Below are 24,116 nucleotides of genomic sequence, written 5' to 3'. Positions count from 1 at the left end.
AGCATATTTTTCCTCCTTTTGGTTGAGCTGACTTAAACCGAACAGCCTCCGCAAAATCCGGGGCGATTCAATACTGATTTGTCTGAATAGCCCAGTCATCTGCCACCCTTAGAGTTGCCAAACCACCGCTCAAACCACGACCCGTCCACGCGATGCTCGGGAACATGGCGTTGTGCAGTCTGGGGAGGATACGCAAGGCACAGGCTCGAAGCAAGGCTGATACTTTTCGAGCGGCTACAACGCCGCAGCGAGGGAACGATTCCGTTGCCCCTTCATGGCCCGCGTCCAAACAAAAAGACCCGCAAGTGCGGGTCTTTTGGAGCGTTAACGCGAAACTTAGCGCCTGCTCAGGCAATAGCCGATCAAAACGCCAGCGGCGACGGCTCCGGTAACGACGCGCCAAGGTTCCTCATGCGCGTAGGTATCGGCGGCTTTGGCGACCTCGCGTGTGCGTTGTGCCGCTTGGTCGGAGATGTCCACCAATGCATCACGCGCGTCGGTCAACCGGCTGTCGAGTCGCGCGCGCAGGTCGGCGATTTTTGGAACGTTGTCGAGGTCCTTGCTGGAGAGCAGGCCACTGAGGTCGTTCACAAAATTTTCGAGATCACTCAAAGCGGATCGTGGCTTCCTGGATGAGAACAGCATTTGTTATGGTCCTTTCGCTCAAAGCCATGGTACGTTGTAGTAATCGTAGACCTTGCGGCCGTACTCGTCGGAATATTCGGGCGAATCGTCGCGGTTGTAGCGCGGAGCGCCATCCAACTGTTCCTTGGTGAGCGACACCATGTAGCCGCCTTCTTCCGTGCTGTATTTCAGCGCGTCCCATGGCAGGGGATAGACATCCGTGCCCATGCCCAGGAAGCCGCCGAATTCCATGACTGCATAACGGACACGACCGGAAATCTTGTCGATCATCAGTGCCTCGACGGAACCCAGCTTTTCGCCCGCCGGGCTGTAGACGTTGGTGCCACGTACCTTCTCCGAAGAGATGATGGTGCCCGATGTATTTTCTGTGTCCATGATGTGCTCCTGTTGAAGGTAAACGCTCCGCCTTGCAGGGCGATTCGGCGTCTGCCGTGTTCGAAAGGGTGAGGATCAAATCTTAGGACCGCATCTCCGCCCGGCATGTAGTCATGTCCACTTCCGGTTCGTAGGACTCGTCCTCAAGCCGCTGCACCGACCGGGATCGGGCCCATCGAGCCTCATGGCCAGGGGACTCGGTCCTACACCGTCGCAGAGGCCGCGAGTGCATTCTTTGCTTTCATAGTGATGCCATGAAAGGAGTCAGTCAGCATGACCACACCGCAATCACCCGAGCAGGATCCGACCCAAAAGCCGGTCGTTCAGGATGATCCGAAGATGCCGAAAAATCCGAATCGACCAGACGATCTGAACGATCAGCGCAATCCCAAGAGCCCTCATCCCAACGAGCCCACCGAACAGCAGAATCCGATCATCAAGCAACCCCGTTGATTCTTCGCACTGTCTGTTGTTTTATCTCTCACTGGCCATCCGATCAACGAGGAGACCGCCATGAACCAACCACCCAGCGCGCCGAGGACGCCCGCGCAGCCCGACGATCCCAAGCGTGAGTCGTTTCCCGAAAATGAGGAGATGGATCCCGTAGGCGAGCCGTATCCCAAGCAGGCGCCACAGCCGAAGGATCCTCAACCCGACGGCGACGATCCGCCCGGAGCCGATCCACCGTTCTCGCCCGACAGGGAACCCGACATTCCCAAGGATCCGGAGACATAGTGCAAACCAGGCCCGCCAGATGTGCGGGCTTTTTTACGGATCAAGGCCGCGCGAGCTCTGCTGCGCGCGCGACAACCGAATCGGCCCGTCGCGCGTTGATTGAATGGATTCGGCTGATCCAGAATTCAAGGAACCTAAATCATGCGGCGTGAAACGATGTTCGTGGCGGGGAAGAACGCGACGTTGGCGGTACTTCTCGGCCTGTGTATTGCTGCCCCGGGGTGGGCGCAGGTCTATCAATGCAAGGATGCAAGCGGCAAGACGAGCTACACCGATACGCCTTGCGATCCGCAGCACTTACAACAACAACAACAAGGCCGGTTGCTGCAAGGGCAAAAATCACCGGAGCAGATCGAGCAGGAGCGCAACCGTTCGAATGAAGCGCTCGATCGAAAATACCGGGATCGCCAGGACAGTCGTGAGCAGCAGCGGCTGGATCTTCAGCAGCAGGAGCAGTCGCGCGCTGCCACGCAGGCCCCCGTGAATCTTGCAGACAGCCCGCGTTGCCGATCAGCGCAAAAGGAGCTGGAGTTCGTGTCCAGCATTCGCACGCTGGGCGAAGATGAGCGACGCATGCGCCTGAACGCCGAAATCGCAAGGGTCAACGCGGCTTGCGGCAGCAATACGCCGTTGATGCAGGAGCCGCCCAAGGTGATCGTTCACCCCGGGCATTCCAAACCCGGCTCCTGATGCTTTCAGGGTAGAAGCACCGGCGAAAAAAATGCCACCTTGCGGTGGCTAAAAAATTCTTCTGGCATGCAGGTATGTCTGGATATTTTCCATGCCATCGTGGATGCAGGAATCCACGCAGAAATCAGGACTTCACTTCAAGATCGCCATTGTCCACATAAAGCTCGAATTCGCGCTTCGCCAGCGTGACGATTTCGGGCTGCTTGTCGTTCGGATCGGTCCACGACAACACGTAGCTGGCGATGGCCGTATCCACCTTCACCTCGGTGCCGACGGGCATATCCTCAAGCGGTCCATCACCGACACGGTGTTGAACCTTGCCTCGCACCACGGCATTGAAATGTTCGGGAAAGCGCTGCACTTCCACGGCGGTTTCTACTTGTTCGCTCACCGGCTGTTTGTTCTGATCGTTCATGAATCTTCCTAGGGTTGTGCTCGCTTGCACCACACCGAACCACGACGGCCAGCGGGTGTGAGATGGGTTGCAGCATAAATGTGCATGAAGTCATCACATGTCAGAGAACACGCAGACTTTTTCACGGCGTGTAACTGACTGCAAAGACCACCGCCCATTCGGCGGAATGCTTTGATAGATATGCCACGCCGCACGATACTTCAAAAATTCCAATCCACCTCGATGACCCCACAATGAGCGACTCCAACTCGACATCCCTGCCTCAGCATTTGCCCACCCGTATCGCCGATGTCGGTGGCATTCCCATTCATCGCGCGATTCCCCAGCGCAGTTTGCGCAAGGTCGGGGCGTGGTGCTTTCTCGATCATGCAGGGCCAGCCGATCCTGCGCCACCGGGCATGCAGGTGGGTCCGCATCCGCATATCGGGCTGCAGACGTTCACATGGATGATCCGGGGCGAATTGCTGCATCGTGACAGTCTGGGCAGCGAGCAGATCATCCGTCCCAATCAGGTCAATTTGATGACAGCCGGACATGGCATCGCGCACTCGGAAGAAAGCCAGGAGCCTTGGGGCATCCATGCGACGCAACTGTGGATTGCGCTGCCCGATTCGCACCGCCAGTGCGCGCCACGTTTTCAGCACTACCCTGATCTGCCCAAGACCCGCGTGGGCGACTTTGACGCAACCGTGCTGGCCGGAGAGGCGCTGGGGTTCACAGCCCCTGCCGAAGTGCATTCGCCCCTCATGGCGGTCGATCTGCACGCACCGGCAGACAGCGCCGATGCCAGGGCGACGATGCCTCTGCGCGAGGATTTCGAGCATGCAGTGATGGCGTTGTCGGGCCGCGTGAGCGTCAACGGCGAACCGCTTTCCGATGAGCAATTGCTCTACATCCCCAAGGGGCGACATCGGTCACGCTGGAGTGCGCGCCGGGCAGTCGGCTCATCGTGATCGGTGGCGAGCCGATGGATGAGGCCATCATCATCTGGTGGAATTTCGTGGCCCGCACCACCGAAGAAGTTCACGAAGCACGCGAGCAATGGGAAGCGCATTTGCGCGGTGAGGCGGCGGGCGCGGGTGGTGCGACCTCGCGTTTTGGCCAACCGGTGACCTCGCCCCTTCCCTCGACGCATGCCCCCTCGCTGGATGGCGTGTCGCTACGGGCCTCGAAGTGACTGCAAGACAGACGGAGCGCATGGACAGGGACGAACGACGACCCGGTGCCTACAGTTGAAAGCCCACTGAGCGCACCAGCCCTTCGCCCATGTCGCGCAGCAGTCCCGGCTGCCGCGCGTTGAACGGCGTGGCGGTCGCGATCTGCCGCTCGAACCAGCCGACGAGCCACTGCACCTGCTCGGTTGAATAGAAGGCGGTCATGACTTCGTAGTTCAGAAACAGGCTGCGTCCGTCGAGATTCAACGAGCCCGACAACGCAAGGTCATCATCGACCACCACGGCCTTGGCGTGTGCCATCTGCGGCAGCAGCCACACCTTGCCGCCGGATGCGCACAACTCGCGCAGCGCGCGGCCTCGCGCCCAGTCGGCGAGCAGGTGATTGGATCGCGCGGGCACCAGCACGTTCACGTCCACGCCGCGCCGACTTGCCATGCACCACGCGTAGAGCAAGGCATCGTCGGGCACGAAATACGGGGTGACCGCGAGAATGCGTTGCTGCGCGTGGTAGGCGGCGGCCAGCAGCAGCGCGTGCACCGTGTCGTCCGCATGGTCAGGGCCGCTGGCCACCCATTGCGCGCAAGGTCCCTCGGAAATCACCGGCGTGTACGGAGGCGGCCCGCTCACGCCGCGCCGCCTTCCGCTCGCGGTGCGCCAGTCCAGATCGAATTGCGCGGCGGCCTCCACCGCGAGATCACCGCGCGCCTCGTGCGTCAGATCGAGCCACGCGGGAGCGTCGGGGCGGTCGCAGAAGTATTCCACCGCGAGGTTGCGCCCGCCGCTCCACACATGCCAGCCATCGGCCACCACCACCTTGCGGTGATTGCGCAGATTCAATCGCCCTTGGCGCGGGTTGTGCAGCAAGGGCATGAAGCGCCGCACCCGCACACCGTGCGCGCGCAATCGCCGCAAGGTGCCTGCACGCGTCTTCACGCTTCCGATGGCATCGATCAGCAATCGCACGCGCACACCGCGCTGGGTGCAGCGAATCAGCGCCTCGACCACGGCGTCGCCGACCTCGTCATTGCCGAAAATGAAAGTGCTCAGATCGAGCCGCTGTTGCGCCCCATCCACCAGTGCGAGCAGACGTTGCAAAGCTTCAGGTCCGTCGTCATGCCAGACCAGCATTTCATTGTGCGCAGGCCCGGGCAACTCCATGCTCGCGAGCAATTGCGTGACCCACACCGGACCGCCTCCCGGGGGCGGCTCGATGGCACTGCGGAGATGCCGCTCGGGCCGCTTGAACTTGCGTGAACCGAGCACCAGAAACAGTGGCACGGCGATATAGGGAAACGCCACGATGCCGATCACCCAGCCAATCGCCGAAGACGGCGGCCTGCGCTGGTGGCCGATGCGCGTCGTCAGCACATAGACAAGCAGACCCACGACCACGAAGATCGTATGGCTGAGTGCAGAGAAAAGCGCGACGCGAATCATGGGCGCTCGCCGAGCGTCGGCCCTGCCGTAGATTCGGTCGCGGCGAGAGGCGCGGTGTCTGCGCAGGGCATGCTCAGCATCACACGCAGGCCGCCCCACTCGGGCGCGGTATCGAGTGCAATGCTGGCAGCATGCGCGCGCGCGATGGTGTCGACAATCGCGAGGCCCAGACCGCTGCCCTGCACCTGCGGCGCGCCGTCCTGCCGCGTGCGATGAAAGCGCCGCATGGCATCGGCGCGCTCGTCGGGAGGAATACCGGGGCCGCTGTCGTCCACGATCAGCCGCGCCTGGCCTTCGAGCGCCTGCACGCGCACATCGACCGTGCCGCCTTCGGGCGTGTATTTGATGGCGTTGTCGATCAGGTTGCGCAGCAGGATGCGCAACGCGTCTGATTGCCCCGTCACGGTGACGGTATCGGCCTGCGCGAGGCCCAGATCGATGCGGCGTTGCAGGGCAAAAGGCGCGGCATCTGCAACCGCCTGTGCAGCCAGCAAGTCAAGGCGTACCGGCTCGTGCGCTGCGCCACTGGCCGCCCGTTCTTCCTGGCGCGCGAGCACCATCAGTTGCTCCACCAGCTTGGTCGCACGATCGATGCCCGCCACCAGCCGCGCGGCGGCCTGGGCGCGCGTTGCGTCATCGCCCGCGCGTTGCAGGCCCTGCACCTGAAGCCGCAGGGCCGCCAGCGGCGAGCGCAACTCGTGCGCCGCATCGGCGACGAAATGCTGTTGCGCCTCGAACGCGTGCTGCATGCGCAAGAGCAGCGCATTGAGCTCGCCAACCAGCGGCTGCACCTCCTCGGGCAGGCCGTCGGTGCGCACGGGCGAAAGGTCCTGCGGGCGGCGCGATGCGATCTCGCCGCGCACGCGCTGCATCGGCGCGAGCGACGAGCGCACCACCCACCACACGGCCAGCGCGAGCAGCGGCGCGAGCAACGCAATCGGCACCAGGCTGCGCCAGGCCGCATCGCGCGCCAGCTTGCGCCGCACGCGCATGTCCTGCGCCACCTGGATCACCTGAGAGCGGGTTTGTAGCGAAAAGACGCGGTACAGCGTTCCGCGCGCAGGAATATCGGCAAAGCCCAGCACGGCATTTTGCGGCAGTGCCGCGCCGAATGCGGATTCGAAAATGCGCAGCCCCTCGTTGGTCCAGACCTGCACGATGAACTCGTGATTCTCGTTTTCCGACGGCGCGCCCTGCGCCCGGCCCCGCGCATCGACCGGCAGGCCCGCGCGCAAGGCGAAGGCGGTCTGCTGCATCTGGTAGTCAAACAGCGTATCGGTCTGCTCCAGCGCGTTGCGATAGGCGAATGCCGCCTGCAACATGGCCGTGAGCGCAATCGCCGCGCAGATGAAGAGCAGCAGTCGCTTGCCAAGCGACCTGGGAACCAGGCTGTGGCCTGGCCTGCGGTTCATGCGCGCCCCATGAAGGAATGTGCGACACATCGCGATGCGCGACTCGTCATGTGGGCACCATGTAGCCAACGCCACGCACGTTGATGATGATGCCCGCACCGAGCTTTCTGCGCAGACCGTGGATATAGACCTCGACTGCGTTGCTGCTGACCTCGTCCCCCCATCCGTAGAGCTTGTCCTCGAGTTGCGCGCGAGACAGCACCGCACCCGGACGCGCCAGCAATGGTTCGAGCACGGCCCATTCACGCGCCGACAGGATCACCGCGTGCCCGTTGACCGTCGCCTCGCGCGTGGCGGGAATGATCTTCACGCCCTCGTGTTCGTAGCTCGGCTCCGCACGTCCCGCCGCGCGGCGTGTGAGGGCGCGAATGCGGGCCAGCAACTCGTCCATGTCATAGGGCTTGAGCAGATAGTCATCGGCACCCGCATCGAGTCCCTGCACGCGCTGCTGAACCGCATCGCGCGCGGTGGCGATCAGCACCGGCGTACGGTCGCGGCGGGTACGCATGTCGCGCAGCACGGACAAACCATCGCGTCCCGGCAGTCCCAGATCGAGCAGCACCAGATCGTAGGACTGCGTGCGCAAGGCCGTATCGGCGGCCCCGCCGTCCCGCGCCCAATCGACCGCGTAATGCTCGGCGCGCAGCAGTTCCTGCACGGCTTCGCCGATCATGGTGTCGTCTTCTACGAGCAGCAGGCGCATGTCTTGTGAATGGGCTGAATGAATCCAAAGTCGGATTGTAGAAAGGGCTTCGCCGTCGGTGACGGCGAAGCCCTGAATCACAGCGCAGCCGTGCGTCTATCCTAACTGCACCGGCACGAAGATGCGAGAGCCGTCGCGTTGCACCAGCAGCGCGACCGACTTGCCCGCCTTGGCGATGGCCTCGCGCACCTGATCCACGTCCCTGGCGGGCGTGCCGTTGATGGACAACAGCACGTCGCCGGCCTGGATGCCGGCCTTGGCAGCCGGCCCCTGTGCGCGCTCGATCAGCATGCCGCCATCGGCACCGAGCTGCTTGCGTTCTTCGGGCTGCAGCGCACGCAGCGCCACGCCCAGCTTGCCGGGCGCGACCTTGTCATCGGCACCCGCGACCTTGACCGCCTTGTCACTGGCATTGCCGAGTGTCGCGACGATGTCTTCGGGCTTGCCCTGGCGCCACACCTGCATGTCCACCTTCGAGCCCGGTGTCGCCAGACTCACCATCGCAGGCAGGTCACCCGAACCGATGATTTTCTGGCCGTTGACGCTGCGAATCACGTCGCCCGATTTCAAGCCCGCCTTGTCGGCAGGGCCGCCCTTTTCCACGCTCGAAACCAGCGCGCCCTCCGGACGATCCAGCCCGAACGAATCGGCCAGGGTCTGGTTCACTTCCTGCACCGTCACGCCCAGCTTGGCATGTTCCACCTTGCCGGTCTTCACGATCTGCGATTGCACCTTGGAAGCCACCTCGATCGGTATCGCGAACGACAGGCCTTGATAGCCACCCGAGCGGCTGTAGATCTGCGAGTTGATGCCCACGACTTCGCCACGCGCATTGAACAGCGGACCACCCGAGTTGCCCGGATTCACCGCCACGTCGGTCTGGATGAACGGCACCGAACTATCGTCGGGCAACGAGCGCCCCTTGGCACTGACGACGCCCGCCGTCACGCTGTTCTCAAAACCGAACGGCGATCCAATCGCAAGCACCCAGTCGCCAACGTTGATGGACTGCGTGTCGCCGAGCTTCACGGTGGGTAGATCCTTGGCATCGATCTTGAGCACCGCCACGTCGGTCTTGGGATCGGCGCCGAGCACCTTGGCCTTGAACTCGCGACGATCGGTGAGCTTCACCGTGACCGTCTCCGCATCCTTCACCACATGGGCGTTGGTCAACACGAGGCCATCGGCACTCACGATGAAACCCGAGCCTTCGCCACGGACCGGAACGTCGCGCGGCATCTGCCGCTGCTGCATGCCGCCACCACCCGGGATGCCGAATTGGCGGAAGAACTGATAGAACGGATCGTTGGGATCCATGCCCGGTTGTTGCCGCTGCGCGGCTGCAGGCGTGTCGTCGTCGGCGTCATCATCAGTGCTGGCGCTCGCATGGCGCGTGCCGCTCACGCTGATGTTCACCACCGCAGGCCCATACTGCGACGTGATTTGCGCGAAACTGGGCAAGGTGGCCGCGCCAGGCGCGCCCGAGGGCGCACTCACCGCCGTCGCCACGGCTGGCGCTGGCGATTGCTGGGCACTGGCCAGGTGCGTGGTCACCAGTCCGGCACCCGCGCCACCGATGACACCGGCCATTACCAACGCAGCGACCAGACCGCGTGGAGTTTTCAAAATCGTATTCATGTTCAAACTGCCTTTGCTTAAGCGGACCTCTACCGGAGTTCCATGGAAGGCAAGTTTGGCGATGCTGACTTAAGGCAGACTTAGGGCCGCCCAGAGATCCTCGGGATTTCTACTCTTTTCCCAAGAGCGCGAGCACGCGTTCCGGGGGGCGGCAGAGCACGGCGCTATCCCGCGCTCGACGATGGGCCGGTTCAGCAGCACCGGGTGGGCGGCGATGGCGGCGATTCGTTGCGCATCCGTGATGCCTTCGAGGCCCAGTCCCAGTTCCGTGTAGACCGCCTCCTTGGTGCGCATGATGTCCTGCACCGGCATTCCGAGCTTCTTGATCAACGCAGTCAGCTCGGCCGCCTTCAGCGGCTCGGCAATGTAGTCCACGATTCGCGGCTCGATGCCGTGCTCACGCAGGATGGCGAGCGCTCCGCGCGAGTTGCTGCAACGTGCGTTGTGATAGATGGTGATGGAATCGGAGGAATGGGGAGTATGCGGCGTGGTCATGCGATCAGTGTACGCAGGTAAAAACCGCCTTGCCTGCTTCGCTCAGTCCTTGCGCAGCGCGTCCACGCGCGCATGCAGATGCTGGCTCCAGGTGCGGCGATCCTGATCGTCGGGCATCTCCAGCGCCCCGTAGTGAACGACAGCCACCAGCGGCGGTGCCACGAGGGTGCGCCAGATGGAGCCGAGCAGCGTTTCGTCGTCAACATAGCTTGGCGCGTAGCTGACCTCGCCAGTGTGCCTGTCTGCGAAGCGGATACCGATGGGTTGCACAGGTGCCTGCGCGGTGATGGCGGCCTGTAGCAGATTGGCGTGAAACGGCAGCAGTTCCCGGCCATTGCCCGTGGTACCTTCGGGAAACACGGCCAGCACTTCGCGCTGCTCAAGTGCCTCGTGCATGCTTTGCACCATGCGCAGCGCATCTCGCCGCGAGGTGCGTTCGATGTACAGGGTGCCGGCCGCCGTGGCGAGCGCGCCGACGATGGGCCAGTCGCGCACATCCGACTTGGAGATGAAGCGGCAATAACGCGCCGCATGCAGCACCGGAATATCGAGCCAGGAAAGATGATTGGCGACCATCAGCACTGGGCCAGCCAGCACCGGCTCGCCCCGCACTTCGAGCGTGACGCCCGCATGCGTGACCAGTTTCAGCGCCCACGCCTGCACGCGCGCCTGCTGCTGCTGTTGCGTGAGGCGCGGAAAGACCAGCAGCACGACCAGCAGCCCATGCAGCGCATGGGCCAGCAGCCGCAGACATCGCCAGATGGCCAGCGCCCCTCGCTTCATCGATGTATTGCCTTGCTTGCTTGCTTACTTGCGTATGTCCGTTGGTCTGTCCATCCAGCCCATCAGGAACGCTCGAACGCAAGCTGTCCGCCACGAGCGTGCACTTCACGCGCGCGGGCAGTTCGTAACCGGAGAATGGCGTGTGCTTGCCCTGGCTGCGCAATGCATCGGGCGCAACCACCCAGGAGGCATCGGGATCGACGAGACAGAGATCGGCCACGCCGCCTTCGACGATACGGCCCACGCTCGCCTGCAGCGTGCCCAGCGCTGCGCCCAGCACGCGCGCAGGCTCCGCCGTGACCACGCCGACTGCGCGCGCCAGCGGCACCTCGGCGTCCTGTGACCACTTGATCGCGGCCGACAGCAGCAGCTCCAGCCCGGTGGCACCCGGCTCGGCTTCCGCAAACGGCAGCACCTTGGCGTCCTCATCGACCGGCGTGTGATCGGACACCAGCGCATCGACGGTGCCATCGGCCAGCGCGGCACGCAGCGCGTCGCGGTCGCGTTGCTGGCGCAGCGGCGGCAGCAGACGCGCGCTGCTGTCGAAGTAGCCGATGTCGGTGTCGGTGAAGGTCAGCGAATTGATGCTCACATCACAGGTCACGTTCAGGCCTTCGGCCTTGGCCTCGCGCACCAGCTCGATGCCTGCGGCGCTCGAGATGCGGCACAGGTGCACGCGTGCGCCCGTCGCCTTGAGCAGCTCGAAGATGGTATGCAGCGCAATCGTCTCTGCCGCCACGGGAACGCCGGACAGGCCTAGCCGCGTCGCGAGCGGGCCGCTGGCCGCCACGCCGCCACCGAGGTACAGCTCCTGCGGGCGCAGCCACACGGTGTGCCCGTAGGTGGCTGCATATTGCAGCGCGCGCTGCAGCACCTGCGTGCTCTTGAGCGCCACGTCGGCCTGCGTGAACCCCACGCAGCCGGACTCGGTCAGCTCGGCCATCTCGGTGAGTTCCTCGCCCTGAGCCCCGGGTCAGCGCACCGAGCGGAAACAATCGCGCCTGATGCAGCTTTTCGGCGCGAAACTTGAGCATCTCGACGAGACCCGGTTCGTCGAGCACCGGATCGGTGTCCGGCGGGCACACGAGGCTGGTCACGCCGCCCGCGACCGCCGCCGCCATTTCGGATTCGAGCATGCCTTCGTGTTCATATCCCGGCTCGCGCAGCCGCGCCGCGAGATCGACCAGCCCGGGCAGCACGTAGCAGTCACTGGCGTCGATCACGCGGTTGGGAGTGAAGTCCTTGGGCTCGCGGTCGACTGCAATGATGCGGCCCGCCGCGATGGCGAGATTGCAGACCTTGTCGAGGCCGCTGGCCGGGTCGATGACGCGGCCGTTCTGAATGAGTAGCTTCATGATTCAGTGCCTAAATTTTCAGTAGCTGTATCGCCATGCCTGCCCGCTCAGGCCTCGTTGCCCGCAACGATGGACATCACCGCCATGCGCACCGCGATGCCGAAGGTCACCTGCGGCAGGATCACCGACTGCGGTCCATCGACCACGGCGGAGTCGATTTCCACGCCGCGATTGATTGGCCCCGGATGCATCACGATGGCATCGGGCTTGGCAAGGCGCAGCTTCTCGGGGTCAGTCCAAAGCTCTTGAAATATTCCTGGCTCGATGGCAGCAACGCGCCGCTCATGCGCTCGTTCTGCAGGCGCAGCATGATCACCACGTCGCAATCCCGTATGCCTTCCTCAAGGCTGTGAAACACCTTCACCCCATGAGCGACAGATCGGAAGGCACCAGCGTGCGCGGCCCCACCACGCGCACCTCGGCCGCGCCGAGCGTGGTGAGTGCGTGGATGTCGGAACGCGCCACGCGCGAGTGCAGCACGTCGCCGACGATGGCCACGGTCAGGTTCGAGAAATCCTTTTTGTAGTGGCGGATCGTGTACATGTCGAGCAGCCCTTGCGTGGGATGCGCGTGACGCCCGTCACCGGCATTCACCACATGCACATGCGGCGCGACATGCTGCGCGATCAGATACGGCGCGCCCGATTCGCTGTGGCGCACGACGAAGATATCGGCCGCCATCGCCGAGAGATTGGCGATGGTGTCCAGCAGCGATTCGCCCTTGCTGGCCGAACTGCGTGCGATGTCCAGATTGAACACGTCGGCCGACAGCCGCTTGGCCGCGATCTCGAATGTGGTGCGCGTGCGGGTCGAGTTCTCGAAGAACAGGTTGAACACGCTCTTGCCACGCAACAGCGGCACCTTCTTGACCTCGCGGTCGTTGACGCTCACGAAGTTCGAGGCCGTGTCCAGGATATGCGTGATGATGTCCCGGGGCAGACCTTCGGTGGAGAGCAGATGGACCAGCTCTCCGTTCTTGTTGAGTTGGGGGTTGCGCTTGTAAAGCACCGTCAGGCCTCTTTGACTTCAAACGAAAATGCACCGCTGCCCTCCGCACGCGCGAGTGACAGCGACTGATTGGCGGGCAGCGCGATGCGCGCCGCCGCATACGCGGCCTCGATCGGCAACTCGCGGCCGCCGCGATCGACCAGTACCGCGAGACGCACGCGGGCCGGGCGTCCGTAGTCGTACAGCTCGTTGATCACCGCGCGCACCGTGCGGCCGGTGTAGAGCACGTCATCGAGCAGGAGGATGTCGGCACCGTTCACATCAAACGGCAGCAGCGAGCTGGTGCTCGACGCAAGCCCCCGGCTTGCGAAATCGTCACGATGCAGCGACGACGACAGCACCCCGGCCTCGCCCGCGAGCCCCAGATCCTTCTGCAGCCGTTGCGCGAGCCACATCCCGCCCGAGGCCACGCCTGCGAGATAGGTGTTGGTGTTGTCGTTATGGTTCTCGCCCCGCATGCTGCGCACGCCACGCAGCAGCTCGCGGTACAGCGCCTCGGCGTCCAACGTGAGATGACCGCCAGCGGCGGTCTGTGGGGAGGATGGAGGGCTCGTGGGTGAAGATGATGAAGAAGCTGCGTTGTTGCTCATGGAAGATTCCTCAGAAACTGTTCAAGGATGATGCACGCGGACGCCGCGTCGGCATCGGCAGTTCCAGAAGCAATCGCCTCGGTCGTGCTGTAGCGCTCATCCACTTCATAGACCTCAAGACCAAAGCGCCCGCGCAACTGCCGCCCGAACTTGAGCGCACGCGCCGTGTTTTCGTGCGGAGCGCCGTCCGGGTGATATGGCACGCCGATCACCAGCGCATCGGGCTGCCATTCGCGGATGCGCTCGGCCACCTGAGCGAAACGGGCCGCATCACCCTCGGCCTTGATCGTGCCCTGCGGCGAAGCACTGCGCAGCATGCGCGTGCCAACGGCAACCCCGGTGCGCTTGAGCCCGAAATCGAAAGCAAGAAAGGAATGAAACTGCGCCGGAACGTTGGGTGCTGTGGTTGTGTCTGTAGCTGACATGCCGGTCAAGCGTGCCCCGCCTGATGGGTGAGCATCCATGACTGCAAGCCGAGCAGCGACAGCGCGCGGTCATAACGCTCGCCCACGGGAGTATCAAAAATGATGCGTTCATCGGCACTCACGGTGATCCAGGCATTCTCGGCCAGCTCGGATTCCAACTGCCCTCGCCCCACGCCGAGTAGCCGAGCGTGACCAGCACCCGGCGCGGACCGGCCCCGGTGGCAAGCGCCTCCAGCACATCCTTGGAGGTCGTCATCTCGAGCCCCCGTCGATCTGCATGGTCGAGGCGTACGCCGACTCGCTTTTTTCTTCGTTGGTCGCAAGCATCGGGTCATGCAATACAAAGCCGCGCTCGGTCTGCACCGGACCGCCTTGAAAAACTGGCTCATCCGTCAGGTCATCGCGCCCCAACGACAGATCCACCTTGGCCAGCAGGCCTTGCAGGTTGATATCGGAAGAAGGCTTGTTGATCACCAGCCCAAGCGCGCCTTTCTCCGTGTGCTCACAGAGGTAGACAACGCTTTTGACGAAGGAGGAGTCCTCCATGCCCGGCATGGCGATCAGGAAGTGGTTCGTCAGGTTCATGGGCACGGGATCAGCAGGCATTTTTGTATTTTACCGGCGATGGGGTGGGTTGCTTCGCAACCGGGAATGTGGGGAGGTATTCCGTAAGTCTTTTCCGCTCTGACTTGCCTGCCAGGCTGCTGACCGGGTCTCGCCCCGGCGGGCGAATTACTTTCTTTTGTCAAAAAAGAAAGTAATCAAAGAAAGTTGAGCCCGCTGCCTACGGCCCTCGCGTTGCGAGGGCGACTTGGGGCGAACCGAGCGTATTTCTCGGTATTCCCTCTGACTTGCCTGCCTGAGGCCGCTGACCGGGACTCGCCCCGGCGGGCGAATCACTTTCTTTTGTCAAAAAAGAAAGTAATCAAAGAAAGTTGAGCCCGCTGCCCACGACCCCTCGCGTTGCGAGGGGCGACCTGGGGCGAGACGGTCGTGCGGTGCACGGCAAAACTCGCTGCGAGCCTGCGGCTCTCCGCTCAAACAATTGCCGTGAGCTAGACATTGAAGCTGTTGCGTCACTTGACGCAACAGCCACCGCACGACCGCCTCGCCCCAGGCGTGGTCAGAGGGCCGGGAGTCGGCACGTCGCTGCGCTCGTGCAGTAGCGGGCACCAACGCCCCAACGCAACTCAAAACCAGGCACGAGCGCAGCGACGTGCCGAGCACACCTCTTTCCAGCTGACTTGCGGCGGTTGTCCGAGCGAAGTGACGAAGGAACGAAGCGAGTTCTGCCGCAGGTATTCAAAGCGTTTTTTGGTGCCTTTTTGGCAAGACAAAAAGGTACTGCGCCGCCGGGCGCAATCCCGGCCAGCAGCACAAAAAAGAAAACCAAAAAAACAAAACGCCGCGAGCCCCAAAAGAGAACCCGCGGCGTCCGCAAACCCCACAAAGAATCACCCAGCCAAAGCCTGCGCCTCCAGCATCGAATAATGCTGCACCAACCCAGCAATTCCTCATCGGAATACGGCTTGCCGAGGTAATGATTCACCCCCAACTCCATCGCATGCTCCCGATGCTTCTCGGCAATGCGCGAGGTGATCATGATGATCGGCAGATCCTTCAACCGTTGGTCTGCGCGAATGTTGCGCGCCAGGTCAAAGCCGTCCATGCGCGGCATTTCGATGTCGGAGAGCACGACCGTTGGGCGCTCGTCCTGTAGCCGCTCCAGAGCCTGCAGACCGTCGGCCGCCATGCTCACACGGTAGCCTTCGCGCTGCAGCAGGCGCTGAGTCACGCGGCGCACGGTGATCGAGTCATCGACCACCAGGACCAACGGCACTTGCGGTGCGCTGGGAATCAGCGTCGCCGGTGCCTGCGGAATGCCGGATACGGCGGCAGAAGCAGCAGTATCGGAAGAAGCTGCATTATTCGCCGCAGCGGCAACGGCAGAAGCAGCTCTGGTCGCCTCCTGCACGCGATCACCGAACACGTTGGCGAGCGCCACGGGGTTGTAGATCAGCACCACGGCACCCGAAGCCAGCACCGACATGCCGGCCATGCCGGGCAGACGCGAGAGCTGCGGGCCGAGGTTTTTGACCACGACTTCCTGATTGCCCAGCACTTCGTCCACATGCATCGCGATGCGCTGCGCGGCGCTTCGCAGAATCACCACGGGGCGAATCTTGGCGTTGGCTTCGGTGCTGCGGATCGATGATTGCAGCAGCGCGCCAGACCAGAAGAACGGCAGCTTTTCCTGCCCTTCCTCGAACTGCTGAGTCTCATAGGCCGTGGCCAATTCCTGCGCCGTCGTGCGGCGCACGACCTCCACCAGATTCGCCGGCACGCCGATCGACAAATTGCCTGCGCGCAACATCACCACCTGGGTGACGGCGGTCGTCAATGGCAGCACCAGGCGGAACGACGAGCCCTGTGCCACGATCGTGGAGGTCTCGATGCGACCGCCGAGCGCGTTCACCTCGGTACGCACCACGTCCATGCCGATGCCGCGACCGGACAGGCCGGTCACTTCGGTGGCAGTGGAGAAGCCCGGCATGAAGATCAGGTTCGCGGCCTCTACGTCGCTCACCGGCATGTCGGAGGTGATCAGGCCGCGCTCGATGGCCTTCTCGCGGATGCGTCCGACATTCAGGCCTGCGCCGTCATCACGGAACTCCACGGCAACGTCGTTGCCTTCCTGACGCACCGCGATCAGAATCGTGCCGCTTGCGGGCTTGCCCGATGCGATGCGAATTTCCGGGCTCTCGATGCCGTGGCCAACGCAGTTGCGCAGCAGGTGCTCGAACGCCGGTGTCATGCGGTCCAGCACGCCACGGTCCATTTCAATCGCGCCGCCCAGAATGTCCAGCTTGATCTGTTTGCCGGTTTCTTTGGACGACTGGCGCACCAGCGCGTACAGACGCTCGGAGATGCTGTCGAACTCGACCATGCGGGTGCGCAGCAGATCGCGTTGCAGCTCGCGGGCCTGACGGCCCTGGTTGATCAGGTCGTCTTCCGCGCCTTCCATCGCGCGCTGCAGATTGCGCTGCACGGTCGCCACGTCGTTGACCGACTCGGCCATCATGCGCGTGAGTTCCTGCACACGCGTGAAGCGGTCGAACTCGAGCGGATCAAAGCCCGCCGCCGTGTCCTTGGACAGCGCCATGCGCGACTGCATCTGCGACTCGGCCTGCACCTCGATGTCGCGCAGTTGCTGGCGCAAGCGTTCCAGGTTGCCCGTCAGATCGTTGAGCGAGCTGCGCATCTGCGTCAGGCGAACGTCCAGACGCGAACGCGCAATCATCACCTCACCGGCCTGATTGACCAGACGATCCAGCAGTTGCGAACGCACGCGCACGGACTGACCGGTCTGCGTGCGCGCATTGGCGGCGAGTTGCAGCGTGAGTGCACGCGCCACGGGACCGGAAGGAGTTACCACTGGCACCGTCGCTGCGGGCTGCGTCGGCTCGGCAGCCTGTTCTTCCTGCGCGGCTTCCGCCACGGGCGTCACCGCCACGCCCCCTCGTCCGCAGTCGTGACGGCCACGGCCTCGGAGAGCGGCTGAGCGCCTACGTTGCGCAGCGCATCGAACGACTCCTGAAGCCCGTCGAACTTGCCAAGCAAGGGCTCGATGTCGCCAGCGTGCGCGGTGTCCTTGTCGATGTGCTCGACATCGGTCTCCATGCGGTGGGCCATTTCACCCAGACGCATCGCTCCGGCCAGACGCGCACTGCCCTTGAGCGTGTGCAGCGCACGCAGCAACTCGCTGCGCGCCGAGAGATTGTCGGGCTGCATGGACCACTGGCGCAGCGAGCCACCAAGCACTGGCAGCAGTTCGATTGCCTCTTCCTCGAAGATCGGGAACAGATCGGGATCGATGACGTCGATGGCGTCGATGTCGTCTGCGTGGTGCTGTGCACCGGATGCCTTGCCCGCAGCCATCGCCGACGCATCGTGGGTCGCCACTTGCGGCACGGGAATCGACAGCGCAGGAGCCACATAGCCGCGCACCGGTTCGGGCGTCGCGACCACCGGCTCGTCGGGCGCGACGGTTTCCGGTTCCACGTTATTGCTTTGCGCGAGTGACGGGGCCTCGACGTGTTGCTGCTGCTGCTCGTCGCCATCGTTCAGCGGCGCCAAGCCACTGACCAGATCGGAGTCGAGAATCTCATGCAATTGAGCGAGCAACTGCGCGTTCGGCTCCTTCAGGAAACCGGCCGCAAACTGGTGCAACAGACGGCGAATATCCTCGGCCACGGCCAGGAAGACATTCATCTGCGCGGGCACGCCGAATTGCTGCGGCTGTATGTGTTGCAGCGCATGTTCCAGCAGGCGCGCCATCTCGCTCAGTGCGCGAAAGCCCACGGTCGCGGAACTTCCGGCGAGCGAGTGCGCGCGTGCAATGGCCGACTCCGGCACCGGATGATCGGCCTGCTCAAGTTGCCAGAACTGCAGATCATTGATCAAGCGCTGCGACCATTCCTCGGCCTCGCCGAGATAGACGTTGTACAGCGGCAGCGAGATGCGCAGCGATCCGATGACCTTGGTCGAATCGTCCGGTGCAGGCTCTTCCACATCCGCGGCAACCGGCGCGGAAGGCGGCGTGGCCTCGAACTCGAAATCCGAGAACGATTGCGGCGCGGATTCCACCTCGGCCAAGGTCTCGGTTTCGGCGTGCGGGATACCCGGCTCGTCGGCCTCGTTCACGAACTCGGCCTCGACCTCGCCCAGCGGGAAGAATTCGGCGTGCTTGCCGGTCAGGTCCGTGGCGACCGCAGGGGTTTCCGCAACCGGCGCGGGCGTCTTCGGTGCTTCGTCCTCGAAAGCGAACGCCTCGAACTCGGCGGCGGAAATTTCCTCGGCCTGCGGCACCTCGGCGACCGGTGGCACATCGGCTTGCGGCTCGATCAGTTCGAGCTCGGGCGGCAGTTCCGTGACCGCAGGCTCCGAGGCTGTCTCGGGTTGCGATTCGTGAGCGCGCTCCTCGATCTTGAGATCGAGAACGTTGGGCTCATCCACACCGTCGGGCGACACGAGCACGGGCAGTTCGTGCGGCTCCAGATTGGCCACGTAGACCGGAGCTTCTTCTTCAGGCACGCGTTGCGCAGGTGCGGCAGGTTCCTCCTGACGCGCCCTGTCGGCCGCGATGGCTTGCTCGAATTCCGAGAAATCGATTTCCGCGGCGGCATCGCCGTCAAGCAGTGGCGTCGCCTCACGGGTTGGCTCCAGCGCCGCAAGATCGGCGGCGTCGAGCGCAAACGGGATCGTTTCGCTGAAGTCGGGCTGCGCAGGCTCCTGCACGGCAACGGACGCGGGCGCGTCGCTCAGTTGCGGCAGATCGAAGGTCGCGGGCTCGACCAGCACCGGGGCAGTCGGTTCGACCGCAACCGGCGCCGCAGCCACGGCTGTCGTAGCCACGGCTGTCGTAGCCACGGCACCCAGCGCCAACGGCACGAGGCGACCTTCGGTACGCATCGCCTCGGCGGAGGTGACGAATGCCTTCGGGCTCCATGCCTCGGCATGACCTGCGGCGATGTCTTCGACCCAGCGACCGAACGCGTTGAGCGTGTCTTCGGCGAGCGTGAGCAGATCAGGTTGCGCGGGCTTTTGTTCGGCGAGCCAGGCATTGAGCACCTGCTCCATCGACCAGGCGGCCTCGCCAAACGCGTTCAGGCCGACCATGCGCGAGCTGCCCTTGAGCGTGTGGAACGCGCGGCGCAGCGTGGTCTGTTCGCTCAGATCGGCGGGAGCGCCATGCAGTGTTGCGATGGCGGCCTTGCCGTTGTCGATGACTTCGCGGGCTTCTTCGAGGAAGATCTGAAGCAGCTCGTCGTCTTCGTCGCCCGGGGCGGGCATGGGTGCGGACACGGGCGGCGTGAGGGGCTCGACACTGATCGTGACGGGCGAATCCACGGGCGCAAGCGCGCTGCTGTCGAGTTCGGTATCGAAGCCGAGCGTGTGCAGTTCCTGCGATGTGGCAGGAGCGACCGAGGCAGCGACATCCACCACCGCAGCCTGTGGTGCGGGTTCGACGACAGGTTCCGCGATGACCACGGGTGCGGCGGGCGCAGCTCCACGCGCCTGCACCACCGGTTCGGCAGCCTGGGGCAGATCCTCCGCACGAGCGCGCTTGGCGCGGCCCATCACCAGCTTGAGTTCGCCTTGGGTTTCGTCGTACACGAACAGCTTGCGCGCCATTGCGCGCTGGTAGCTCAGCATGTCGATCAGAAAACCCAGCGCGCCGAGGCTGTTGCCGAGCTTCTCGAACACCGTCGGGCGCTCTTGCTCGGTCACGTTGCCAACGATCAAACGCTCCACGGTATCGCGCATGTGCACGACCGCATGCGATGCCTGATCGAGCCCGAGCACGGACAGCACGCCGCGCATCTGGCCGAGACGACCCGGTACGTTGTTCAGCACGGTCACATCTTCCGGCGTGCGGAAGAACTGATCCATGGACTTTTCCGCGTCGGCCAGCGTGGCGCGCAGTTCATCGACCACGCTGCCCATGGTCTGGTGATCGCTGACGCGGCGGTACAACTCCTCCATCCACGGCTCGAGCGGCTCGGAATCGCCACCGGCAGCCACGCCATCAAGACGCTGGGCAAGGCGCCTGGCGCGCTCGCCCATGTGCTCCTGCGCCACGTCGAGTTCCTCGAACGAAGCCTGCAGATACAGCACCGCCGTGGCCACTTCCATGGCGAGCGCCGGTGCCGGAGGCTCGCCCGATTGTGCGGTCCGCTCGACCGTGCTCATCAGCGCAACGGCCAGCGGTTCGCTGCCAGGATGCAGCTTGCGCAGCGAGTCACAGACCAGGCTGAACTGGTCCACGGCGGGCTTGAGCTTGTTGCGGTCGCCACCGGCGAGTGCCGACCAGGTCTCGGTCGCCGTGCCGATGCGCTTGCGCGCCTGCACCAGCACCGTCGGGTCGTACAGGCCAAAGCGCGCGACGTTGTAGTCGACCGGCGGATGGTTCTGCAGACCGAAGGCCTCACGCACGGCGTCGAGCGCCGGGGTCGCAGGCTGGCCAGCGGCCGCCTCGGGCGACTTGGCCTGCGCGCAGAAGAACAGCAGTTCGTGCACCAGACGGTCGGCAATCGTGCGATCACCCTTGGCGAGCGTCGCGTACTGCAGCAGCACGCGCGAGGCCACGCGCTTCACGTAGACATCGGGCTTGAGCAGTCCGGCGTGCAGCGCTTCGAAGAAACCGCTGCAGATTTTCCAGAACGCGCGAATCTGGCGATCCGGCTCGCCGGCGGCAAAGCCCTGGCAGAGCGCGAGCAGCTCGGCATCGGCCGCCTGGTCACCACTCTTGATGATGCGCAGCACGGCGCTGTCGAGCTTGGCGCGCGTCTCGGCACCGTAGGCCAGCGGCGGCACGCTGATCGCAAATTCGGGCTCGCGGAAACGGCGCTCCACGGGCCACAGATCGGCGGGATGCACGCGCTCCACGCCATTGAGCGCCTGCGCTTCGCGATATTGGGGAACAGGGCGACGGCGGAGACCGGCTTGCCCGCAAGAACGCTCTCGAGATAGGCGACCAGCGCAAAGCTCGAGCGCTCGATGGTGTTGGCCGCTTCGTCCGTGCACAGCTCGGGACGCTGCACGTATTTTTGCACCGCAGATTCCAGCGCGCGAAGTATCAGCGCCGGGGGCACCATGCCCACCATCTCCAGCGCACCGCTGGCCTGGTGGAGCTGCTGACGTGCAACGCGCAGCGGCGAAACGTCCAGCGAAGCAAGATCCGAATCGCGTGCTATTTCTGCATCGCGAACAAAACGGCGCATGGACTTGACGGTGCCGTCCAGCGATTTGCGAAGTTCATCAAGCACCCAGGCGAGCGGACCCAGGTCCTGCTCGCCATGAGTCCAATCAGTGACCGAAGCGTTGGCAGCCTCAAGAGATGACATGGATTCGTCCCCGGCCCCCAAGGAGCCAGTTCGTTAAAGAGGAGGCAACAGCTGTCTCAGGCAATCTTGAAACGCGAAACAGATTGACGAAGCTCCTCTGCCACTTGCGACAGTTCGCGAACCTGCTGGGCCGTCGTACGCGTACCCTCACCGGTTTGCTCTGTCACTGCGAAAATGTGCTGGATATTCTCGGCCACTTCGTTGGCGAGTTCGGCCTCGCGCGAAGTGGAACTGGAGAACTGCTCGATCAGCTCGGACAGACGGCGCGACACGCGGTCGATCTCGGACAGCGCGGTACCGGCCGAGTCGGACAGACGCGCTCCTTCGACCACACCCTGCGTGGAGCGCTCCATGGCGGCCACGGCGTCCTGGGTATCGGTCTGAATCGCCTTCACGAGCGCCGAGATCTGGCGCGTGGCGTCTGCGGAACGTTCGGCCAGACGCTGCACTTCTTCGGCCACGACCGAGAAGCCGCGACCGGCTTCACCGGCGGACGCAGCCTGAATGGCGGCATTCAGCGCCAGCACGTTGGTCTGTTCGGTAATGTCCGAGATCAGTTCGGTGATTTCACCAATCTCCTGCGACGATTCGCCAAGGCGCTTGATGCGCTTGGAGGTGTCCTGAATCTGGTCGCGGATCGAATTCATACCGCCGATGGCGTTCTGCACCGCGGTCAGGCCCTGATCGGCAGCCTGCAGCGACTGGCGCGCCACCGCGGCCGACTCCTGCGCCTGCACCGACACGTCGTTAATACGATTCGCCATTTCCAGAACCGAGCGGCCGGTTTCGCGAATTTCGCGCAGCTGCTCGGTCGAAGCGGCCAGCAGTTCGGTGGACGTGGCGTCCACCTGCGCCGTGGTCTGCGCCACGCGGGTAGCGGTGTTCTGCACCGAGCCCACGAGCTGGCGCAGCTCTTCCACCGTGTAGTTCACCGAGTCGGCGATGGCGCCCGTGATGTCTTCGGTCACGGTGGCTTCCTGCGTCAGGTCACCCTCAGCAACCGACTGCAGTTCGTTCATCAAACGCAGAATCGCGGCCTGGTTCGCATCATTCACGCGCTTGGCTTCCTGCTCCTGACGCTTGGCGTCGCGCTGCAGCGATTCGGCTGCGGCCTGACGGTTGCGCGAGTCGCCCAGTTGGGCGCGGGAGATACCGATACCGCAAAGCAGAACGAACAGACCGGTCAGCACCAGCGCAATCAACTGGCCGATGCCAATGCCGCTGTCGTCCTTGAGTTTGGTCTGCAGGGTTTCCATGCCACGACGCAGAGGCTCGGAGTCGGCCACGATGGCGGACTGCGCCTCGCGTGCGGACACAAGGCCCTGCAGGTTGCCGAGAATCGCGCCGGCTTGCGTGCGGGTCTGGTCGTACAGCTTGATCAGGTTGCCGAGTTGCTCGCGTGTCTGCGCGTCGCGCGTTGCCGGCAGACGCAGTTCGGAACTGCCGTCAAGCAGGCCCTGAGCGATTTCCTTGAACGAATTCAAGTCCTTGCCGAGCAGGAACACGGCCTCGGGGCTCACGCCTTCGGTCGTCTGGAATTCGTTGGCCGACTTGCCGATACGCTGCGTCAACATGACGAGCTGACCGGCAGCGGAAATTTCTGCGGAGGATGCGTTTTGCTGCAGCTTGAGCGAGGAAACCGTTTCGGCGATTTCCAGCAGATCGGCAGACTGGCGATTGATGGTGCGCAGCGCGTCGCCGACCTGCGTCAGGATCGCCTGCTGACCCAGCACCACCTTGGAGTTGCGCGAGGCGCGATCAACCAGCGGAGAGATGGTGTCGAGTTCGGGCTTGAAGTCGTCGCCAAGCGCCTGCACGCCGAGCTCGCTGTCGCCACTGTTCAGCGCGCTCACATTGCGCGCCAGAACGTCCGAGCTGTCCTTGACGTCGGGGAAGGCCTGTGGTGCACCCACCAGCGCCTGCGATACCGACTTCGCCAGGCGCTGCGACTGCATCAGCGACTGACCGGTCGCGGTGAGCTGCTGCGCCACCCGGTTGGACTGCTGCAGCACCCAGCCGGCCAGCAGCGCCAGTACCACGAGACCGACGCCGAGCAACAGCAGCAGCTTGCGCTGGTGCACGGCGGCCGGTGCGCGGCCCAGCACGGGCAGCGTGATCACTTCACGATCGGCGAGATCGTCCTCTTCGCCGTACTGCGTAGCCTGGCCCGGATCGCCCTGCACGGTGTACATGCCCTCGTTCTGGAACGTGTCCGCCAGCGTACCCGCGACCAGTGAATCCTGCTCAGAGTGTTCAATCGTCTGCGCGGTGCCCGGCTCCGCCGTGGCTCCCTTGCGCTTGAACAGTTTGTCAAGAGAAAAAGACATA

The 24,116-nt window shown here is 63.8% G+C and carries 14 protein-coding genes and 6 pseudogenes; 4 read left to right on the top strand and 16 right to left on the bottom strand.

Features of this window, described 5'->3' with window-relative positions:
• Window positions 1-336 precede the first annotated feature (336 nt).
• Window positions 337-591, bottom strand: a complete 255-nt coding sequence (locus tag H9K75_RS16825) for a DUF883 family protein (protein ID WP_264293828.1) — start codon at window positions 589-591, stop codon at window positions 337-339.
• A 72-nt stretch (window positions 592-663) separates the two neighbouring features.
• Window positions 664-1,020: a PRC-barrel domain-containing protein gene (locus H9K75_RS16820; protein WP_187723488.1), complete on the bottom strand. Its 357-nt coding sequence runs from the start codon at window positions 1,018-1,020 to the stop codon at window positions 664-666.
• 273 nt (window positions 1,021-1,293) lie between these two features.
• Between H9K75_RS16820 and H9K75_RS16815 the strand changes: the two genes are divergently transcribed.
• From H9K75_RS16815 to H9K75_RS16805, 3 genes are all read left to right on the top strand, one after another.
• Window positions 1,294-1,473 (top strand): hypothetical protein, encoded by a 180-nt coding sequence (locus H9K75_RS16815; protein WP_187723487.1) that lies wholly within the window; start codon window positions 1,294-1,296, stop codon window positions 1,471-1,473.
• A 60-nt stretch (window positions 1,474-1,533) separates the two neighbouring features.
• Window positions 1,534-1,755 carry a hypothetical protein gene (locus H9K75_RS16810; protein WP_187723486.1) on the top strand — a complete coding sequence of 74 codons (222 nt, stop codon included), beginning with the start codon at window positions 1,534-1,536 and terminating at the stop codon, window positions 1,753-1,755.
• A 141-nt stretch (window positions 1,756-1,896) separates the two neighbouring features.
• Window positions 1,897-2,445 (top strand): DUF4124 domain-containing protein, encoded by a 549-nt coding sequence (locus H9K75_RS16805; RefSeq protein ID WP_226858275.1) that lies wholly within the window; start codon window positions 1,897-1,899, stop codon window positions 2,443-2,445.
• Between the two features lie 124 nt (window positions 2,446-2,569).
• Here the strand turns inward: H9K75_RS16805 and H9K75_RS16800 are convergent, their stop codons facing one another.
• A complete protein-coding gene (locus H9K75_RS16800) occupies window positions 2,570-2,860 on the bottom strand; it encodes a hypothetical protein (protein ID WP_187723485.1) in 291 nt (96 codons plus the stop codon).
• A gap of 233 nt (window positions 2,861-3,093) precedes the next feature.
• Between H9K75_RS16800 and H9K75_RS16795 the strand changes: the two are divergent.
• A pseudogene (locus H9K75_RS16795) lies at window positions 3,094-4,037 on the top strand (pirin family protein).
• 49 nt (window positions 4,038-4,086) lie between these two features.
• Here H9K75_RS16795 and H9K75_RS16790 read toward each other — a convergent pair.
• The 13 genes and pseudogenes from H9K75_RS16790 to H9K75_RS16730 form a co-directional block, all read right to left on the bottom strand.
• Complete coding sequence (locus tag H9K75_RS16790) at window positions 4,087-5,472, bottom strand: phospholipase D-like domain-containing protein (protein WP_187723484.1); 1,386 nt, start codon at window positions 5,470-5,472, stop codon at window positions 4,087-4,089.
• Window positions 5,469-6,884, bottom strand: a complete 1,416-nt coding sequence (locus H9K75_RS16785; protein ID WP_187723483.1) for an ATP-binding protein — start codon at window positions 6,882-6,884, stop codon at window positions 5,469-5,471. The genes H9K75_RS16790 and H9K75_RS16785 overlap by 4 nt, the downstream gene beginning before the upstream one ends.
• Window positions 6,885-6,930: 46 nt before the next feature.
• Window positions 6,931-7,587 carry a response regulator gene (locus H9K75_RS16780; RefSeq protein ID WP_187723482.1) on the bottom strand — a complete coding sequence of 219 codons (657 nt, stop codon included), beginning with the start codon at window positions 7,585-7,587 and terminating at the stop codon, window positions 6,931-6,933.
• A gap of 96 nt (window positions 7,588-7,683) precedes the next feature.
• Window positions 7,684-9,225, bottom strand: coding sequence for a DegQ family serine endoprotease (locus tag H9K75_RS16775; RefSeq protein ID WP_187723481.1), 1,542 nt, complete (start codon window positions 9,223-9,225; stop codon window positions 7,684-7,686).
• A 109-nt stretch (window positions 9,226-9,334) separates the two neighbouring features.
• Window positions 9,335-9,720: pseudogene (arsC, locus tag H9K75_RS16770) on the bottom strand (arsenate reductase (glutaredoxin)).
• Window positions 9,721-9,762: 42 nt separating this feature from the next.
• A complete protein-coding gene (locus H9K75_RS16765; protein ID WP_187723480.1) occupies window positions 9,763-10,503 on the bottom strand; it encodes a lysophospholipid acyltransferase family protein in 741 nt (246 codons plus the stop codon).
• A 62-nt stretch (window positions 10,504-10,565) separates the two neighbouring features.
• Window positions 10,566-11,858, bottom strand: a pseudogene (locus H9K75_RS16760) (dihydroorotase).
• A 47-nt stretch (window positions 11,859-11,905) separates the two neighbouring features.
• A pseudogene (locus tag H9K75_RS16755) lies at window positions 11,906-12,866 on the bottom strand (aspartate carbamoyltransferase catalytic subunit).
• Between the two features lie 2 nt (window positions 12,867-12,868).
• Window positions 12,869-13,456, bottom strand: coding sequence for a bifunctional pyr operon transcriptional regulator/uracil phosphoribosyltransferase PyrR (gene pyrR / locus H9K75_RS16750; RefSeq protein ID WP_187723479.1), 588 nt, complete (start codon window positions 13,454-13,456; stop codon window positions 12,869-12,871).
• On the bottom strand, window positions 13,453-13,881 hold the full coding sequence (gene ruvX / locus H9K75_RS16745; RefSeq protein ID WP_187723478.1) for a Holliday junction resolvase RuvX: 429 nt from the start codon (window positions 13,879-13,881) through the stop codon (window positions 13,453-13,455). The genes pyrR and ruvX overlap by 4 nt, the downstream gene beginning before the upstream one ends.
• Window positions 13,882-13,886: 5 nt before the next feature.
• Window positions 13,887-14,487 (bottom strand): annotated as a pseudogene (locus tag H9K75_RS16740) (YqgE/AlgH family protein).
• Between the two features lie 848 nt (window positions 14,488-15,335).
• A pseudogene (locus H9K75_RS16735) lies at window positions 15,336-21,788 on the bottom strand (Hpt domain-containing protein).
• A 56-nt stretch (window positions 21,789-21,844) separates the two neighbouring features.
• A complete protein-coding gene (locus tag H9K75_RS16730; RefSeq protein ID WP_187723477.1) occupies window positions 21,845-24,115 on the bottom strand; it encodes a methyl-accepting chemotaxis protein in 2,271 nt (756 codons plus the stop codon).
• Window position 24,116: the final 1 nt, after the last annotated feature.

It is taken from the genome of Diaphorobacter aerolatus (assembly GCF_014489535.1).
Taxonomy (GTDB): Bacteria; Pseudomonadota; Gammaproteobacteria; order Burkholderiales; family Burkholderiaceae_C; genus Diaphorobacter_A; species Diaphorobacter_A aerolatus.
The sequence above is the reverse complement of the archived record's forward strand: the minus strand, read 5'-3'. Positions and strand labels throughout refer to the sequence as shown.

Coding starts and splice junctions, on each gene's coding strand:
- pyrR (WP_187723479.1), bottom strand. CDS start 13,456: ATGAGCAACAACGCAGCTTCTTCATCATCTTCACCCACGAGCCCTCCA.
- H9K75_RS16815 (WP_187723487.1), top strand. CDS start 1,294: ATGACCACACCGCAATCACCCGAGCAGGATCCGACCCAAAAGCCGGTC.
- H9K75_RS16805 (WP_226858275.1), top strand. CDS start 1,897: ATGCGGCGTGAAACGATGTTCGTGGCGGGGAAGAACGCGACGTTGGCG.
- H9K75_RS16785 (WP_187723483.1), bottom strand. CDS start 6,884: ATGAACCGCAGGCCAGGCCACAGCCTGGTTCCCAGGTCGCTTGGCAAG.
- H9K75_RS16790 (WP_187723484.1), bottom strand. CDS start 5,472: ATGATTCGCGTCGCGCTTTTCTCTGCACTCAGCCATACGATCTTCGTG.
- H9K75_RS16730 (WP_187723477.1), bottom strand. CDS start 24,115: ATGTCTTTTTCTCTTGACAAACTGTTCAAGCGCAAGGGAGCCACGGCG.
- ruvX (WP_187723478.1), bottom strand. CDS start 13,881: ATGTCAGCTACAGACACAACCACAGCACCCAACGTTCCGGCGCAGTTT.
- H9K75_RS16800 (WP_187723485.1), bottom strand. CDS start 2,860: ATGAACGATCAGAACAAACAGCCGGTGAGCGAACAAGTAGAAACCGCC.
- H9K75_RS16780 (WP_187723482.1), bottom strand. CDS start 7,587: ATGCGCCTGCTGCTCGTAGAAGACGACACCATGATCGGCGAAGCCGTG.
- H9K75_RS16775 (WP_187723481.1), bottom strand. CDS start 9,225: ATGAATACGATTTTGAAAACTCCACGCGGTCTGGTCGCTGCGTTGGTA.
- H9K75_RS16820 (WP_187723488.1), bottom strand. CDS start 1,020: ATGGACACAGAAAATACATCGGGCACCATCATCTCTTCGGAGAAGGTA.
- H9K75_RS16810 (WP_187723486.1), top strand. CDS start 1,534: ATGAACCAACCACCCAGCGCGCCGAGGACGCCCGCGCAGCCCGACGAT.
- H9K75_RS16765 (WP_187723480.1), bottom strand. CDS start 10,503: ATGAAGCGAGGGGCGCTGGCCATCTGGCGATGTCTGCGGCTGCTGGCC.